Genomic DNA, 15,956 nt, shown 5'->3' on the forward strand with positions numbered 1-15,956 from the left:
CTCTTACGCTACTCGCCGGGTCGAGACCGCGGCCCCACATCTCGACACGGGGCGAAGAGGGCTGGGCATGAAGGACGTCGATCTGCACCACGGGGCGTCGACCGACGTCGGACTGGTGCGAAAGGTCAACGAGGACTCCTACCTCGTCGCGCCCCCGGTGTTCGTGGTGGCCGACGGCATGGGCGGACACTCCGGCGGTGACGTGGCCAGCCGGATGGTCGTCGAGGAGTTCCAGCGGCTCGCGGAGGCCTACGACCCCCGTCGCGGGGCCGAGCTGGTGTCCGACGCCCTCGCCCGCGCCCAGGCGCGGATCATCGACTACGGCGAGGCACACCGTGCCCTCCAGCCGGGCTGGCACGCGGGCACGACCGCGGTGGCCGCCGTCCTGGTCGACGACGACGGTGTCACCAAGTGGCTGCTCGTCAACCTCGGCGACTCGCGGATCTACCGCATCGTCGACGGCCGGCTCGAGCAGGTCAGCGTCGACCACTCCGTCGTGCAGGAGCTCGTCGACTCCGGCCAGATCACGCCCGAGGAGGCCTCGGTGCACCCAGAGCGGCACGTCATCACGCGCGCGCTCGGCAGCCCCGGAGGCATCCAGCCCGACTTCTTCCTGCTGCCCCTCGGCTCGGTCGAGCGCCTGATGCTGTGCAGCGACGGCGTCACCGGGATGATCGAGGACGAGGAGATCGAGGAGATCCTCGAGTCCGTCGCCGACCCGCGTGACGCCGCCGACCGGCTCGTCAAGGCGGCGGTCGCCGCCGGCGGTCGCGACAACGCGACGGCGATCGTCGTCGATGTGGTGGGATTGGTGAAGGACGCGACCTACGACTCGCAGCGGCAGCTGGAGAGTCTCGAATCGAAGCTGGGGGGACGACTGTGAGCACAGAGGCCAGGTTCGCCGCGGGGGACTGGTACGCCGTGGTCGGTGACCGGGCCACGGTCCTGCTGCCCGGCAGCCAGCGCGGGCGCGTCGCCGGCCTCTGGGACCTCGCCGACTCCGGCGCCGGTGCCGACGCGCTCCTCGACGCCCTCCTCGCGGACGGTCTGTCCTCGCTGGACCACTTCGCCCTCGTCGCCCACGGCGACGAACGCACCCGGCTCCTCGTCCGCGGTGCCCCCACAGCAGCCGTCTCCTCCACCGGGGGCGACGAGCTCGTCAGCGCCGCCCCGGGCACCGCCTGGGCCGAGCGGCTGGTGACCGGCGTCTCCAGCATCAGGGTCACCCTCACCGGAGACGCCGCGGCCGAGCACCTCCTCGCGCCCGGCCTGGCGCGCGTGTCGGTGGTCGAGTTCGGTGCGCCGGCCCCCGCCGCGGAGCCGGCGACCGAGGATGCTGCCCCGGCCCTCGCGGCCGAGGCGGAGCCCGAGCCCGAGCCCGCCGTCACGCCCGAGCCGGAGCCCGAGCCGGAGCCGGAGGCCGCTCCCGAGCCGGTCGCCGCCGTGGAGCCGGCACCCGAGCCGGCGGACGCGCCGATGCAGTTCGGCGAGCCGGCCGACGACCCGACGCCCACCGGTGAGACGCCCGCCGTGGCCGACGACTGGTCCGACCGCGACGGCCAGACCCAGATCGGCGCGCCGGCGCCCGACTTCGACCGCCCGCCGATCCCCGGCCAGGAGATCGCCCCCGAGGTGGTCTCGCGACCCGTCGCCGCCCTCGTCTTCTCGACCGGCGACGTCGTCGCCGTCGACCGGACCGTCCTGGTGGGTCGCGCGCCGGAGGCACGACGCTTCGCCTCCCAGGACCAGCCCCACGTCGTGACGGTGCCGAGCCCGCACCAGGAGATCTCCTCCACGCACCTCGAGATCCGGCCCGGCGCCGGGGCCGACCACGGCTCCGCGATCGCCACCGACCTCGGCTCGACCAACGGCACCGTGCTCGCCCTGCCCGGCCTCGACGCCGAGGAGCTCAAGCCGGGCATCGCGGTCAGCCTCGTCCCCGGCGCCGTGCTCGACCTGGGCGACGGCGTCACCATCCAGGTCACCAACCCCTGAACCGCACCGTCGTGACCCAGCACCCCCAGCCCCTGACCTATCCGGTCGCCCAGCTCGAGCGGCGGTTCGTCGCGTTCGCGGTCGACCGCCTGCTCGCGTGGACCCTGCTGGCGGCCGTCGGCGTCGGCACGGCGCTGTTCGTCTCCGACGACGTCTGGACCGTGGTCGGTGCCGTGGCCGGTGCGATGGTGCTGCTCTGGCTGGTGCTCGCGATCGTGCTCGGGGTCAGCGGCACCTCGCCCGGCAAGGCGATGACGGGCCTGCGCGTGGTGCACCACGGCACGGGCACTCCGATCGGCGTGGGACCGGCCCTGCTCCGCTCGTTCGTGCTCGGGGCCTCGGGCCTGCCCACCTTCGGCATCGGGGTCGCCACCCTGGCGTGGACCGCCGTCGAGGACCGCGGCCGGCAGCGCCGCGGATGGCACGACCACCTGACCGACACCGTCGTGGTCGACGTACGCCCCGTCGTCGAGGTCGCCGACGACGGCGCCGACGACGGCCCGCGGCACATCGTGAACCTCACCGCGATGCGGCTGGTCCCGGCTCCGCCGGTCGAGGCGGTGAAGACGCCGGAACGCTCGGAGAACTCCGTACGCCGCCAGCCGCTGCCGGCCGACCTCGCCCAGCCTCCCGCCGCCGTCACCGCTCCGCCCCGCGCCGCCGCGCCCCAGGCCGCTCCTCCCCAGCCCGCGCCCCACCCGGCGCCGGCGCCGATGCCCCCACCCGTCCGGCCCCACCCGCAGCAGTCCCCGCTGCAGCCCCCGCAGCAGCCCCCGCAGCAGCCCCCGCGCCAGCCTGCGCAGCCGTGGCCCCAGCAGCCGCACCCGGCCCCGCCGCAGTGGCAGCAGCCGCCGCACCACCAGCAGCCGGCGCCGACCCGTACGCCTGCGTCAGCCCACCCGCGCTGGCGGGTGCACTTCGACAACGGCGAGAGCTTCGTGATCGCCGGCCTCGCGCTGGTCGGCCGGCGGCCCGAGGCCCGGTCGGGGGAGAACGTCGCCCACCTGATCCCGCTCTCCTCCGCCGACATGTCGGTCTCCAAGACCCACGCCCAGTTCGGCCCGGCGCACGACGGGACCATCGTCGTGATGGACCGCGGCTCGACCAACGGCACCGTCCTGGTCCGCCAGGGCGTCTCGCGCCAGCTCGCGCCGGGCAAGCCCGCGGCCCTCGTCGACGGCGACAAGGTCGTCTACGGCGACCGCGAGATGACCATCTCCCGCGAGCACTGAGCACTCGGCGCAGCCACCGCCGCTGCCCACGCGACAGGACGTGGCGGCAGGATGTGTCCGTGCCGACCTTCCTGGACCTGCTCTACGACGAGGCGCCGCTCGCCGCCTTCGACGAGCACCTCGCCCGTGCCGAGGCCGGTCTCGGCGAGGCCGAGGCCGCGGTGCTGCGATCGGAGTACGACGTCGCCGTCCGGCTGCGCGACCTCATGGGGCGGATGCGCTCGCGGGAGGCGGAGCTCTCCGCGCTCTACGAGACCGCCTCGGACCTCACCGCGATCCGCGACGTCGACACGATCCTGGCCGCGATCGTGCGTCGCGCGCGCCAGCTGCTGCACTGCGACATGACCTACCTCTCCCTCAACGACGAGAGCGACGGCGCGTCCTACATGAAGGTCACCGACGGCGCGCTCACCCGGGAGTTCCAGAACCTCCGCCTGCCGCTGGGGACCGGCCTGCTCGGGCTGGTCGCGCAGACCGGCGCGGCCTACTTCACCGAGGACTACTCGACCGACCAGCGGTTCGTGCACCAGGGCTACATCGACGAGGCCGTCGCCGGTGAGCAGATCCGGGCGATCCTCGGGGTGCCGCTGGTGCTCGACGGGGTCGTGATCGGCGCCCTGCTCGCGGTCCACCGGTCCGTACGCCGCTTCCCGCAGAACGAGGTCAGCCTGCTGACGTCGTTCGCGGCCCACGCCGTCGTGGCGCTGGAGAACGCCCGGCTGTTCGCCGAGCTCGACGAGGCGAACCGCTCCCTGACCCGCCACACCGAGGCCGTGGACGCCGCCGCGCTGGCGCACGACCGGCTCACCGACGTGCTCATCGGCGGCGGTGGCGTGGCCGAGGTCGCCGACGTGCTGTCGGGCGTGCTCGACGGTGCGGCCTCGGTGTGGACCTCGTCGGGCGAGCTGCTGGCGGGGGAGGACCCCGGCCTGGAGTGGCGGGAGGTCGTGCCCGGCGCGGTCGCCTCGGGGCGATCGGTGGCCGTCGGCTCGGGGATGGTCGCAGCGGCGCTCGCCGGCACCGAGCACGTCGCGACCCTGGTGCTGCGGCGCGACGAGCCGCTCGACCTCGCCGGGCGCCGCACGCTCGAACGCGGTGCACTCGTCACCGCGCTCGTCCTCCTCTTCGCCCGGTCCGTCACCGACGCCGAGGAGCGGCTCGGCGGCCAGCTGCTCGCCGACCTGCTGGAGGCCGACGCCGAGTCGCGCGAGCGGCTGCGCGAGCGCGTACGCCGTCACGGCGCCCGCCTCGACGGCCCCCTGGTCGTGGCGACCGCGACCGTGGAAGGCGCCGACCGGCACCGCGCCAGCCGTGCCGCCGTCGCCCTGGCCCGGCGCAGCGCCGGTCTCGCCGGAGAGCACCGCGGTGCGATCGTGCTGGTGGTGCCGGGCGAGGACCCGCTGCGGGTCGGCGCCGAGCTCAGCTCGGCCATCGCCGACCTGGGCGGCGTCGGCACCGTCGGCGTCGCCGCGACGAGCGACGGCCTCCGCGGCGACCGGCTCGTCGCGGCCCACCACGAGGCGCGGCGCTGCCTCGACACGCTCGTACGCCTCGGCCGGCGCGGCGAGGTCAGCGACCCCGCAGGGCTCGGGGTGGCCCGGCTGCTGCTCGGCGACAACGATCCCGAGCACGTCGCCGCCTTCGTCGAGACGATGATCGGACCGGTGCGAGCCTGGGACGAGCGCCGCGGCACCGGCCTCGTGGCGACGATCGAGGCGTGGTTCGCCACCGGCGGCCACCTCAAGGACACCGCGGGCGTCCTGCACGTCCACCCCAACACCGTGACCCAGCGGCTGGAGCGGGTCGGGGAGCTGCTCGGCAGTGGCTGGCGGGAGCCGGCACGGGCGCTCGACCTCCAGCTCGCCCTGCGGCTGGCCCGGCTCCAGGGCGGCTGATCCACGCCTGAAGGTGTGACTTGATCACACTGAGCCGCACGAAGTATGGATTCCGACACCATGTGCCGTGCGTCACGCCCGTCCCTACGGTGTCGGGCATGAGCACCGTCAGAGACACCGCCGCGCCCGCCCTGGCCGGACGTCGCGCGCTGGTCACCGGGGCCGCCAGTGGCATCGGCGCCGCCGTCGCCGCGCGGCTCGCGGAGGCGGGCGCGGAGGTCCACCTGGTCGACCGTGACGAGGAGGGCGTCGCCAAGGTGGCCGCGCAGGTCCACGGCACCCCGCACGTGGTCGACCTCACCGACGAGGCGGCGATCGCGCGCCTCGACGTCGCCGCCGACATCCTCGTCAACAACGCCGGCATCCAGCACGTCGCGCCGATCGAGGACTTCGAGCCCGAGCGGTTCCGCACGATCCACGCGCTGATGCTGCACGCCCCGTTCCTCCTGGCCCGCCGGGTCCTGCCCGGCATGTACGCCCGGGGCTGGGGCCGGATCGTCCACGTCTCCAGCGTGCACGGCCACCGCGCGTCGGCCTACAAGTCGGCCTACGTCAGCGCCAAGCACGGCCTCGAGGGGCTCTCGAAGGTCATCGCGCTCGAGGCGGCCGACAAGGGCGTGACCAGCAACACCGTGTGCCCCGGCTACGTCCGTACGCCGCTCGTCGAGGGCCAGCTCGCCGACCAGGCCCGCTCCCACGGCATCCCCGAGGACGAGGTCCTCGACACCGTCCTGCTCGCCCGCACCCCGCTCAAGCGGCTGGTCGAGCCCGAGGAGGTCGCCGACGCGGTCGCCTTCCTCTGCGGCTCGGCCGGCACCTCCATCACCGGCAGCTCCCTCTCCCTCGACGGCGGCTGGACCGCCGCCTGAGGCGTCCGGCCCCTCACCGCCCCCCCCACGAAAGGCACGTCATGACCACCGACACCTCCACCGCGACCGGCAGCGGGTCACCGGGCACCGAGCCCGAGCGCACCAGCATCGTCAAGGTCGTCTTCGCGTCCCTGATCGGCACCGCCGTCGAGTGGTACGACTTCTTCCTCTACGGGTCGGCGGCCGCGCTCGTCTTCGGCACGCTGTTCTTCCCCGAGAGCGAGCCGGCCACCGCGACCCTGCTGGCGTTCGGCACCTACGCCCTCGGCTTCGTCGCACGCCCCCTCGGCGGCATCGTGTTCGGCCACTACGGCGACAAGGTCGGCCGCAAGAAGATGCTGGTCTTCTCCCTGTTCCTCATGGGCGTGGCGACCTTCGCGATCGGCCTGCTGCCGACGTACGCCTCCATCGGCGTCGCGGCCCCGCTGCTCCTGCTGACCTGCCGCCTGCTCCAGGGCTTCGCGGTGGGCGGCGAGTGGGGTGGCGCGGTCCTGATGGCGGCCGAGCACGGTGACGACTCGCAGCGCGGCTTCTGGTCCTCGTGGCCGCAGGCCGGCGTCGCGCTGGGCAACCTGTTCGCCACCGGCGTCCTCTGGGTGCTGGCGGCCGTCCAGTCCGACGCGGCCTTCGAGTCGTGGGGCTGGCGCATCCCGTTCCTGCTGAGCGCCGTGCTGGTCGGCGTGGGCCTGTGGGTCCGCCTCTCCATCGAGGAGTCGCCCGTCTTCGCCGAGGCCAAGGCCGAGCTCGAGACCAAGGAGACCGCCCACCTGCCGCTGGTCGAGGTCTTCCGCAAGTACCCCAAGGAGGTCTTCGTGGCCATGGGGATGCGGATGGCGGAGAACATCTCCTACTACCTCTTCACGATCATCTCGATCTCGTTCCTCACGATCTACGCCGGCACCGCCGACGACAAGTCGCTCATCCTCAAGGCCCTGCTGATCGGCTCCGTCGTGCACTTCCTCGCGATCCCGGTCATCGGAGCGCTCAGCGACCGCGTCGGCCGCCGCCCGCTCTACCTCGTCGGCGCCGTCGGCGTCGCGGCCTGGTCGTGGATCTTCTTCGACCTGATCGCCTCGCGCTCGGAGGGCAAGATCATCCTCGCGATCGTCGTCGGCCTGGTCCTGCACGCCCTGATGTACGCCCCGCAGGCGGCGTTCTTCTCCGAGCTGTTCGGCACCTCGGTGCGCTACACGGGCGCCTCGGTGGGCTACCAGCTCGCCTCGATCTTCGCCGGCGCGCTCGCCCCGATCATCGCGATCGAGCTGCTCGGCGACGCCAGCGCCGGGGTCAGCAACGTCCCCAAGGTCGCCATCTACATGACCGTCGCGTCGGTGATCACCGTCGTGGCCGTGCTCCTAGCCCACGAGACGAAGGCCAGCTCGCTGCGCCACGACCGCGTCCTGGACTGACGCACCACGAAGGAGAACGGGCCGTCGTCCCCAGGGGACGGCGGCCCGTCGGTGCGTTCCGGCCTGTCGGACAGGAGGAAGTCCGGTGCCGCGGCGTGCGCCGACCGGCGAGGGGCTTCCTGCGGCGGGTTCGTCCTGTTCGACGCGCCGTACGGCTCAGCGGGTCAGCGGCTCAGCGGGTCAGCGCGACCGGGACGCGGGTGACTCCGCCGCGGGCGCCGAGCCAGACGAGCACGCCGTCGTCGAGGACGCCCGGGCTGGTCGGCCCCGAGACCGTCACGGTGAAGTCGGCCGACTCACCCGGCGCGAGGCGTACGGCGAGCGGCTGCACGCGGACCCGGTGCGAGGTGAAGCCGCGGGCGGTGACGGAGAAGTACTCGGGGCGGGGTCCCACGTTGGTCACGGTGCGCACGGCCCGCGACTGCCGCGCCGACAGCAGCAGCGAGCTGGTGTTGAGGCGGTCGAGCGAGCGGGTGCGCAGCGCACGCCGCCACGCGCGGGGGGACACGTCGAAGGCCAGGTGCGCGGTCGGTGCGCGGCCGGGGAGGGCGCCGGTGCCCTGCTCGAGGACGGACGAGCCGGGGATCGGCCGGGCCGACGTCACGATCAGCGAGCGCACCCTGGCCGCCGACCAGTCGTCGTGGCGACCGAGGAGCAGGGCGGCCAGGCCACTGGCGTGGGCGGTGGCGGCCGAGCTCCCGCTGAACACGCCCCAGCTCCGCCCGGTCGACTCCGGCAGCGCGCCGAGGACCGCGTCGCCGTCGGCCACCGCGTCGGGCTTGAGGGACGCCCCGCGCGGGTCGCCCGCGGCGCTCCACGGAGCCGTACGCCGGGTGCCGGGGTCGCCGAGCACCCGCGACATCCGCAGCCGGACGTCGGGGTGGCGGGCCACCCAGCGGCTGAAGGTCCGGCCGTCCGCCGCGGACAGGTGGATCGTCGGCACGGAGTGGAAGTCGGCGCTGACCGCGCCGGGGTCACGGTTGACGAGCACCATGGCCCGCCCGCCCGCTCGGGAGACCGACTCCGACTTGTCGATGCGACCGATGCCGCCGCGGCGGCAGACCACGATCCGGTCGGCCACCGCGCGTGCGTCGAGGGCGTCGGGCCGGCACTGGCCGGCCGCACTGCGCGAGGCCCCGGGAGCGGCTGCGTCCTGCGCCAGGACGGCCCTGCCACTCACGTCGTTCGGCCGCCCGCCGCCGGTCCACGCCCTGCCGCCGGGCAACGCCACGCGTCCGCGCGACATCCGGCCCACGGCGGCGCCGACGGTGGTGACCCACGGGCCCGCGTGCGAGGCGTACGCCGAGGCTCCGGAGTTGCCCGCGGCGCCGACCACGACGACGTCGGCCTCCGCCGCGCCGAGCAGGGCGAGCTGGAGGGTGTCGAGGCGCTCGCCGCCGGCCAGCGCGAGGGTCAGCACGTCGACCCCGTCGGCGACGGCGGCGTCCACCGCGGACACCACGTCGGCGGTCGAGCAGCCGTCGTCGGTCGGGTCGGGTGCTCCCCAGCACGCCTTGTAGGCGGCGATGCGCGCCTGCGGCGCGACGCCGCCGAAGCTGCCGGCCGGGCGGCCCTCGACCCGGACGCTGACCGCGGCGTTGCCGGCTGCGACCGAGGAGACCTGCGTGCCGTGGCCGAGCACGTCGAGAGGGGAGAGCGACTCCGAGGAGCGGACCCGGTCGGCGCCGAAGCCCTCGACGTACCACCGCGCCCCGACGAGCTTGCGCGTGCAGTCCTCGGCCGTCCACCCGTCGCCCTCGGCGCACGCGCCGGCGAAACCCTCCGGGTCGGCGCCGAGACCGGGGACGTCCGCGAACGCCGGGGACTCCGGCGCGATGCCCGAGTCGACGACGCCGATGACCACTCCCGCCCCACCGCGCAGCCGCGGGCTAGCGGTGGCGCCGCGCACCGCGGCCAGGGACGTACGCCCGGCCAGCGGGCGCACGGTGTCGGTCTCGATCGAGGCGACCATCGGCTGGTCGTCGAGGGCGGCGAGCTGGGCGTCGCTCAGGCGGGCGGCGAAGCCGTTGAGCGCGGTGGTCCACCGGTAGACGGGCTGGTCGGCACCGATGGCGGCGAGCACGGCGTCCTGGCGTGCGAAGAGCTCATCGGCGGCGGCGCGCCCGCCAGCGGTGCCGGCGCCGGTCAGGGTGACGAGCGTCAGCGGCGGGGGAGCACCGGTCGTCGGGGCGTCGTCGGCGGTGGCGACGCCGGCCAGGGGCAGGCCGAGGGAGAGCGCGAGCAGCCCGCACCCGATGGCGCTGCCCGCCAGTCTGCCCGCTCGTCGTGCACGCACGCTGTTCTCCCGCTGTCGATCGTCTGGTCGCCGCGCCCCCGCGCGGTGGGACCTCAGAGTCTCCCACGGTCCCACCAGTCACGTGGAGGGATCCCCAGGTGGTGTCCGGCACGAGTGTGCAACCCGTTGGTCGGCGGGCCACCCGGCCGCCTATCCTTTGCCGGGCCGCGATCCGCGCGGCGTCGGGCGCAGAGTCGCGCAGAGCTGAGTGGGGTGGACCGTGCCGAGTGGCAAGGTGAAGTGGTACGACGCGGAGAAGGGCTTCGGCTTCCTGTCGCAGGAGGACGGCCCGGACGTCTACGTCCACTCCGATGCGCTGCCTGAGGGGACCACCACCCTCAAGGCCGGCACCAAGGTCGAGTTCGGCATCGCCCAGGGGCGCCGCGGCGACCAGGCGCTGCAGGTGCGCGTCGTCGACGCGCCCGCCTCGGTGACCCGCAACCAGCGCAACGCCCAGCGCAAGCAGCCCGAGGCGATGGTCACCATCGTCGAGGACCTGATCAAGATGCTCGAGGGCGTCGAGGAGACCTACCGTCGCGGCCGGCACCCCGAGCGTGCCGCAGCCCGTGGGACCGCCAAGGTGCTGCGCGCGCTCGCCGACGAGCTGGAGATCTGAGACCCGTCCCTGGCGACGTACGGGCCCCTCAGGTGCTGGCCGGCTGCGCCGCGCGGCCCGGGCGGCTGAGGAGCACGAAGGTCGCCCACGCCCCGAGCACACCGGCGGCGATGCCGAGGCCGAGCTGCGGCATGAGGGGCATCGCGATCCCGACGAAGCCGCCGATCACCCAGGCGAGCTGAAGTGTCGTGTCGGACCGGGCGAACGCGCTCGCCTGGATCCGGCTCGGCACGTCGCGCTGGATGGTCGAGTCGAGCGACAGCTTGGCCAGTGACTGGGCCAGCCCGGCCGTGAGGCCGAGCAGCACCAGCGTCACCAACCCGTAGAACATCGCGGCGAGCGCCGCGACAGCCACGTCGGCGAGGAGGGCGAGCACCACCGTCACCGCGGGGTTGAGGCGCTTGAGCACCGACCCGATCGCGATGCCGAGGGTGTTGCCGAGCCCGGCCGCCCCGATCACCAGGCCGAGCAGCACCTCGGGCCGCCACTCCCCGATGGGGTTGTCGCGCAGCAGGAACGCCATGAACATCGTGAGGAACCCCGACAGCCACCGGGGCCCGCAGTTGGCCCGCAGCGCGAACGCGACCGCGCCCGGGATCCGGGTGCGGGGCCGGCGGGTGGTGCCCGTGTGGTCGGTCGAGCCGGTCAGCACCAGCTCGCCCTCGCCCTGGCTGGCGTCGACCTTCTCCGGGAGGCGGATCGCCCAGATCGTGGCGAGCACGAACACGACGAAGCCGTAGCGCAGCGACCACTCCGGACCGAACGTCGAGGCCAGGATCGCCAGGGGTGCCGAGATGCCGGCGCCGACCACGCCGGCCAGCGAGACGCGCGCGTTGGCCTTGACCAGGGTCAGGTCGGGCGGCAGCAGCCGGGGCACGGCCGCGGCCCGTGTCACGCCGTAGGCCTTGGACGCCACCAGGCAGCCGAGCGCGGCCGGGAACAGCCAGCCGGACTCGGTCACCACCGCGGTGGCGAGCACCCAGCACAGGAAGCAGCGGATCGCCATCGTCGCGCCCACGGCCCACCGCCGACCGTGGCTGAAGCGGTCGAGGAACGGCCCGATCAGGGGCGCCACGATCGCGAACGGGAGCATCGTGAGCCCGAGGAACAGCGCGACCTGGCCGCGCGCCTCGCCGGTCGGGACCTGGAAGAAGAGCGTGCCGGCGAGCGAGATCGCCACCGCGGCGTCACCGGCGGCGTTGAACGCGTGGAGCTCGATCAGTCGGGAGAGCCCGGAGTCGCCGGCGCCCTCCGCGCGCGCTGCCCGCCTGGCCTGCGAGACGGCGTAGTGGCCCGCGCTGCCGGCGCCGCGGCCGGCGACGCGCGCCCCGCGGCCGGCGGCCTTGACCCCGCGGGCGGCACCGGACAGGGACCGGCGTACGGCGCTGTCGCGCGGCGGCCGTGGCGCGCCCCCCGAGCTCCCGCCGGACGTGTCGCGCGGGGGCCCGTGCTCCTGTCCCGCAGCGGTGTCGGGGCGCTCGGAGGTCACGGGCACCATCTTGACCTACGCGCCCGACAGCGCCGCGTACGCCGTCCCGGCAGGCGTCCCGACGGGACAGGACCACCGACCATTTGCCATGATGCGCAGGTGATTGCTCTCCCCACCCGTGCCGGCAAGCCGGACGCGACCCTCGCCAAGGCCGTGGACCTCGCCCGCACCGTCGTCCTCGAGGTCGCCGAGCCCGGCGACGTCGGCGACCACCTGGGGGTGCGGGCCGACGGCGAGCGCGTCGTCACCCACCACTTCGCGTGCCTCAGCGCGGGCTACCCCGGCTGGTACTGGTCGGTGACGATGACCCGCGCCAAGCGCGGCAAGGACCTCACCGTCAACGAGGTCGTGCTGCTGCCGGGCGACGAGGCGATCGTGGCACCCGCGTGGGTCCCCTACAAGGAGCGGCTCCAGCCCGGCGACCTCTCGCCCGGTGACCTGCTCCCCGTCGAGGACGAGGACGTCCGGCTGGTCCCGACCTACCTCGTCGGCGACGACCCGCTCGACGCCGACGCCCGGGCGCAGGTGCGCCGCGTGGCCGAGGACCTCGGCCTGGGCCGGGTACGGACCCTGAGCCGTGAGGGCATCGACATGGCCGCCGAGCGGTGGCACGCCGGACCCGGCGGCCCCGAGGCGCCGCTGGCCAAGAGCGCCCCCGACCACTGCTGGTCCTGCGGCTTCCTGGTGCGCCTCAACGGCTCACTGTCCGACCGGTTCGGTGTCTGCGCCAACGGCAACGCCAACGACGACGGCAGGGTGGTCACCCTCGATCACGGGTGCGGCGCCCACTCCGAGGTCAAGCTCGCCCGCAAGCAGCAGCCGCTGCCGCTGCCGGACCACGTGTTCGACACGCTGACCGACGACGAGGTCGAGGCGCTCTGAGACGCACGGTCGCGACCGACGAACGAGGTCGTGACGTGGGTGCGGCCAGATCGAGCAAGCGACGCGACTGAGGCACGAAGTCGCACGAGCGCGTCGCAATCAGCTCCTGTGGTGCTCCAGCACCCAGACGGCGTAGTCGTCGGCGGGCGGGTGCAGCTCGTAGGAGCCGGCTCGCAGGGCGACCCGCAGGCCGCTGGCCTCGACGTCCGCGACGAACTCGTCCGCCGGATAGCGGCGGGCCGTCGGCGGTCCGCCGTCCAGGTGGAAGCCCACCAGCACGCGGCCGCGCGGCGCCAGGAGGTCCCGTACGCGCCGGAGCACCTCGCGCTCGGTCCGCTCGGCCAGGAAGACCATGACGTTGCCGACGAGGACGGCCAGGTCGAACGAGGTGGGTCGTCCGTGCCGCTCCAGCGCGTCGGCGGCCAGCAACCGGGCGTCGAGCGGGAGCACCTCGAGGTCGGGATACGTACGCCGCGACTGCTCGGCCAGCACCGGGTCGGGCTCGACCGCGACGACCTCGTGCCCGCGGGCGGACAGTGCCGCCGCGACCCGCCCCATCCCCGACCCGACGTCGAGGACCCGACCCCCGCGCGGGAGGAGCGTGTCGGCCAGCCGGGCCTCGCCGTCGACGTCCTCGCCCGATGCCACGAGCTCGCCGAACCTCCTGCCGTAGCCGTGGTTGGCCGGGCCGCTGAGTTCCCAGCGGGTCGGGGGCAGGCTCATGCCTCCGCCTGCAGGGCAGCGCGCTCCTTGCGCCGTCGGCGGCAGTACTCCAGCCCGCACAGGCCGAGCCCGAACCCGGCCAGGCAGGTCCACAGCCACCAGGTGCGGCCGCTCTCCTGGAGCGCGCCCCAGAAGGGCAGCAGCCCGAGGAAGCCCAGCAGCCAGAGCGCGGTGCCGACCTCGGTGGTGCGTACGCCGTCGACGTCGAGCGGCTCGACCTGCGCGACGATGTAGGTGCGCCGGCCGATCTCGTGCTGCGTCGGCTGCTCGTCACCCAGGTCCACGGCCGTCACGCTACACGCGCGCGCGGAGATGAAACACGGACGTAGCACGCTTCTGCCAGACTGCGGTCCCGTGAGCGACCAGACGCAGACCGCACCCCAGCCGCCGAGGGCCACCGGCCTCGACGGGTTCTTCGAGATCAGCAGGAGAGGCTCGACCGTCGGCCGCGAGGTGCGCGGCGGCGTCGTCACCTTCCTGACGATGGCCTACATCATCGTGCTGAACCCCCTCATCCTCGGCTTCGTGCCCGACTCCACCGGGGCCTTCCTCGGCGGCGGGGCCGAGCCGGGCAGCGGGATCCCGGCCATCGCGGCCGGCACGGCGCTGGTGGCCGGCGTGCTGACCATCGCCATGGGCGGCTTCGCCAACTTCCCGCTCGCCCTGGCGACCGGGCTCGGGCTCAACGCCTTCGTCGCCAACTCGATCGCGCGGCAGTCGACGTGGGAGGCCGCGATGGGACTCGTGGTGCTCGAGGGCATCGTGATCCTCCTGCTGGTCCTGACGGGCTTCCGCAAGGCGGTCTTCCACGCCGTGCCGCAACAGCTCAAGGTGGCGATCTCGGTCGGCATCGGGTTGTTCATCGCGCTCATCGGCTTCGTCGACGCCCGCGTCGTGACACGGATCCCGGACGCCTTCCAGACCACCGTCCCGGTTCAGCTGGGCTCCGACGGCCACCTCGGCGGCTGGCCGGTCCTCGTGTTCTGCCTGGGGCTGGTCCTGGTCATCGCCCTGTGGGTACGCCGGGTGCGGGGAGCGATCCTGATCTCGATCGTCGTCACGACGATCGTCGCGGTCGTGGTCGAGGCCGTCGGCGACATCGGTGCCTCCTCGGCGGAGAACCCGAAGGGCTGGTCGCTCACCGTGCCGGCCCTGAGTGGTGACGTCGTCGGCCTGCCGTCGTTCGACACCATGGGCGACGTCGATCTGTTCGGCGCCTTCGGCAGCGCCGGCACCGGCGTGCTGGCCGCGCTGCTGCTGGTCTTCTCCCTCCTGCTTGCCGACTTCTTCGACACGATGGGCACGATGACGGCCATCGGCGCCGAGGCCGGCCTCAACGACGAGGAGGGCATCCCGCCCAACGCGCAGCGCATCCTCGTCGTCGACTCCGTCGCCGCCATGGCGGGTGGCGCGGCCGGTGTCTCCTCGAACACCTCCTACATCGAGAGCGCCTCCGGCGTCGGCGAGGGCGCCCGTACGGGTCTCGCGTCGATCGTGACCGGCGTGCTGTTCCTGCTGGCGACCTTCTTCACCCCGCTGGTCTCGGCCATCCCGTCGGAGGCCGCCGTCCCGGCCCTCGTGCTGGTCGGGTTCCTGATGATGCAGCAGGTCGCCGACATCGACTGGCGCGACCTCGAGCTGGCCATCCCCGCCTTCCTCACGATCGTGCTCATGCCCTTCACCTACTCGATCTCGGTGGGCATCGGCGCCGGCTTCGTGGCCTACGTGCTCATCAAGGTCGTCGTCGGCAAGCTGCGCGACGTGCACCCGCTGATGTGGGTCGTCGCCGCGCTGTTCGTCGTCTACTTCGCCTACACGCCGATCAGCGGCTGGCTCTCCTGACCGCTCCCCGCCCGGGCGACCACCCGGCGTCGGGCCACACGTCGCGGCTGCCGCGCGTGTGCGACGTACGACCCCCGCGACTTGTCGGGGAAGTCTGACTCCTGGAGGCCGTTGCAACCCCCTCCAGGAGGTGGAGTCCCCGCTCATGCGGGGACTCCACGCGAGCGACCTCGGTCGCCGGAATAGTTAGCACAGGTAATGAGTTATGCTAACGACATGCCGACCGCCGACCTCCGCACCGACACCGGGCTCGCCTCCGAGCTCCGGGCCGGCGTCATGCGGCTGCGCCGCCGCCTGATCTCCGAGCGCCACCCCGACAACGACCTGAGCATCAGCCAGATGGTCGTCCTCGGCCTGCTCGTACGCACGGGGGAGCAGACCGTCGGCGACCTGGCCCGCGCCGAGCGGGTGCAGCCGCCGTCGATGACGCGCACGGTCAACTGCCTGGAGGCGGACGGCTACGTCGTACGCCGCCCCCACGAGACCGACGGCCGCCAGGTCGTGGTCTCGCTCACCGACGCCGGTCGCGCCGCGGTCCTCGCCGACCGCCAGCGGCGCGACGCCTGGCTCGCCCGCCGGCTCGGCAGCCTCACGCCCGCCGAGCGCGCCACCCTCCGCGAGGCGGCACCGATCCTGGCCCGCCTCGCGCAGGCCGACTGACCACACCCCTGACCACCCGACCGACCACCTCACGACCGAGGAGTCACC

14 protein-coding genes are annotated in these 15,956 nt (G+C 73.8%); 10 read left to right on the forward strand and 4 right to left on the reverse strand.

Annotated elements, in window-relative coordinates; genetic code table 11:
- Positions 1-67: 67 nt before the first annotated feature.
- The 6 genes from AC57BS_RS14500 (at position 68) to AC57BS_RS14525 (ending at position 7,400) form a co-directional block, all read left to right on the forward strand.
- A complete protein-coding gene (locus AC57BS_RS14500; protein ID WP_496412155.1) occupies positions 68-883 on the forward strand; it encodes a PP2C family protein-serine/threonine phosphatase in 816 nt (271 codons plus the stop codon).
- On the forward strand, positions 880-1,995 hold the full coding sequence (locus tag AC57BS_RS14505; RefSeq protein WP_496412156.1) for an FHA domain-containing protein: 1,116 nt from the start codon (positions 880-882) through the stop codon (positions 1,993-1,995). Before AC57BS_RS14500 ends, AC57BS_RS14505 begins: the two co-directional genes overlap by 4 nt.
- 11 nt (positions 1,996-2,006) lie before the next feature.
- On the forward strand, positions 2,007-3,227 hold the full coding sequence (locus AC57BS_RS14510; protein ID WP_496412157.1) for an RDD family protein: 1,221 nt from the start codon (positions 2,007-2,009) through the stop codon (positions 3,225-3,227).
- Between the two features lie 59 nt (positions 3,228-3,286).
- Positions 3,287-5,122, forward strand: coding sequence for a helix-turn-helix domain-containing protein (locus AC57BS_RS14515; RefSeq protein ID WP_496412158.1), 1,836 nt, complete (start codon positions 3,287-3,289; stop codon positions 5,120-5,122).
- Between the two features lie 98 nt (positions 5,123-5,220).
- The gene (locus tag AC57BS_RS14520; protein WP_496412159.1) at positions 5,221-5,991 is read left to right on the forward strand and encodes a 3-hydroxybutyrate dehydrogenase; all 771 of its coding nucleotides are present in this window, start codon (positions 5,221-5,223) and stop codon (positions 5,989-5,991) included.
- A gap of 41 nt (positions 5,992-6,032) precedes the next feature.
- Entirely contained in the window at positions 6,033-7,400 is a 1,368-nt protein-coding gene (locus AC57BS_RS14525) for an MFS transporter (RefSeq protein WP_496412160.1), read from the forward strand.
- 172 nt (positions 7,401-7,572) lie between these two features.
- Here AC57BS_RS14525 and AC57BS_RS14530 read toward each other — a convergent pair whose 3' ends face one another.
- The gene (locus tag AC57BS_RS14530; RefSeq protein ID WP_496412161.1) at positions 7,573-9,696 is read right to left on the reverse strand and encodes a S8 family serine peptidase; all 2,124 of its coding nucleotides are present in this window, start codon (positions 9,694-9,696) and stop codon (positions 7,573-7,575) included.
- Positions 9,697-9,916: 220 nt separating this feature from the next.
- Here AC57BS_RS14530 and AC57BS_RS14535 point away from each other — a divergent pair, with 220 nt between their 5' ends.
- Positions 9,917-10,312: a cold-shock protein gene (locus AC57BS_RS14535; protein WP_496412162.1), complete on the forward strand. Its 396-nt coding sequence runs from the start codon at positions 9,917-9,919 to the stop codon at positions 10,310-10,312.
- A gap of 28 nt (positions 10,313-10,340) precedes the next feature.
- Here the strand turns inward: AC57BS_RS14535 and AC57BS_RS14540 are convergent, their stop codons facing one another.
- The gene (locus tag AC57BS_RS14540; RefSeq protein ID WP_496412163.1) at positions 10,341-11,801 is read right to left on the reverse strand and encodes an MFS transporter; all 1,461 of its coding nucleotides are present in this window, start codon (positions 11,799-11,801) and stop codon (positions 10,341-10,343) included.
- Positions 11,802-11,900: 99 nt separating this feature from the next.
- Here AC57BS_RS14540 and AC57BS_RS14545 point away from each other — a divergent pair, with 99 nt between their 5' ends.
- Entirely contained in the window at positions 11,901-12,683 is a 783-nt protein-coding gene (locus tag AC57BS_RS14545) for a DUF3027 domain-containing protein (RefSeq protein ID WP_496412164.1), read from the forward strand.
- A gap of 99 nt (positions 12,684-12,782) precedes the next feature.
- On the opposite strand, the gene AC57BS_RS14550 is transcribed toward AC57BS_RS14545, so the two are convergent.
- On the reverse strand, positions 12,783-13,406 hold the full coding sequence (locus AC57BS_RS14550; protein WP_496412165.1) for a class I SAM-dependent methyltransferase: 624 nt from the start codon (positions 13,404-13,406) through the stop codon (positions 12,783-12,785).
- Entirely contained in the window at positions 13,403-13,690 is a 288-nt protein-coding gene (locus AC57BS_RS14555) for a DUF2530 domain-containing protein (RefSeq protein WP_496412166.1), read from the reverse strand. Before AC57BS_RS14555 ends, AC57BS_RS14550 begins: the two co-directional genes overlap by 4 nt.
- 28 nt (positions 13,691-13,718) lie before the next feature.
- On the opposite strand from AC57BS_RS14555, the gene AC57BS_RS14560 reads away from it, so the two are divergent.
- Complete coding sequence (locus AC57BS_RS14560) at positions 13,719-15,248, forward strand: NCS2 family permease (RefSeq protein ID WP_496412167.1); 1,530 nt, start codon at positions 13,719-13,721, stop codon at positions 15,246-15,248.
- Positions 15,249-15,464: 216 nt separating this feature from the next.
- The gene (locus AC57BS_RS14565) at positions 15,465-15,908 is read left to right on the forward strand and encodes a MarR family winged helix-turn-helix transcriptional regulator (RefSeq protein WP_496412168.1); all 444 of its coding nucleotides are present in this window, start codon (positions 15,465-15,467) and stop codon (positions 15,906-15,908) included.
- Positions 15,909-15,956: the final 48 nt, after the last annotated feature.

The organism is Nocardioides sp. BGA-UO-ETr-FS32 (assembly GCF_059567905.1).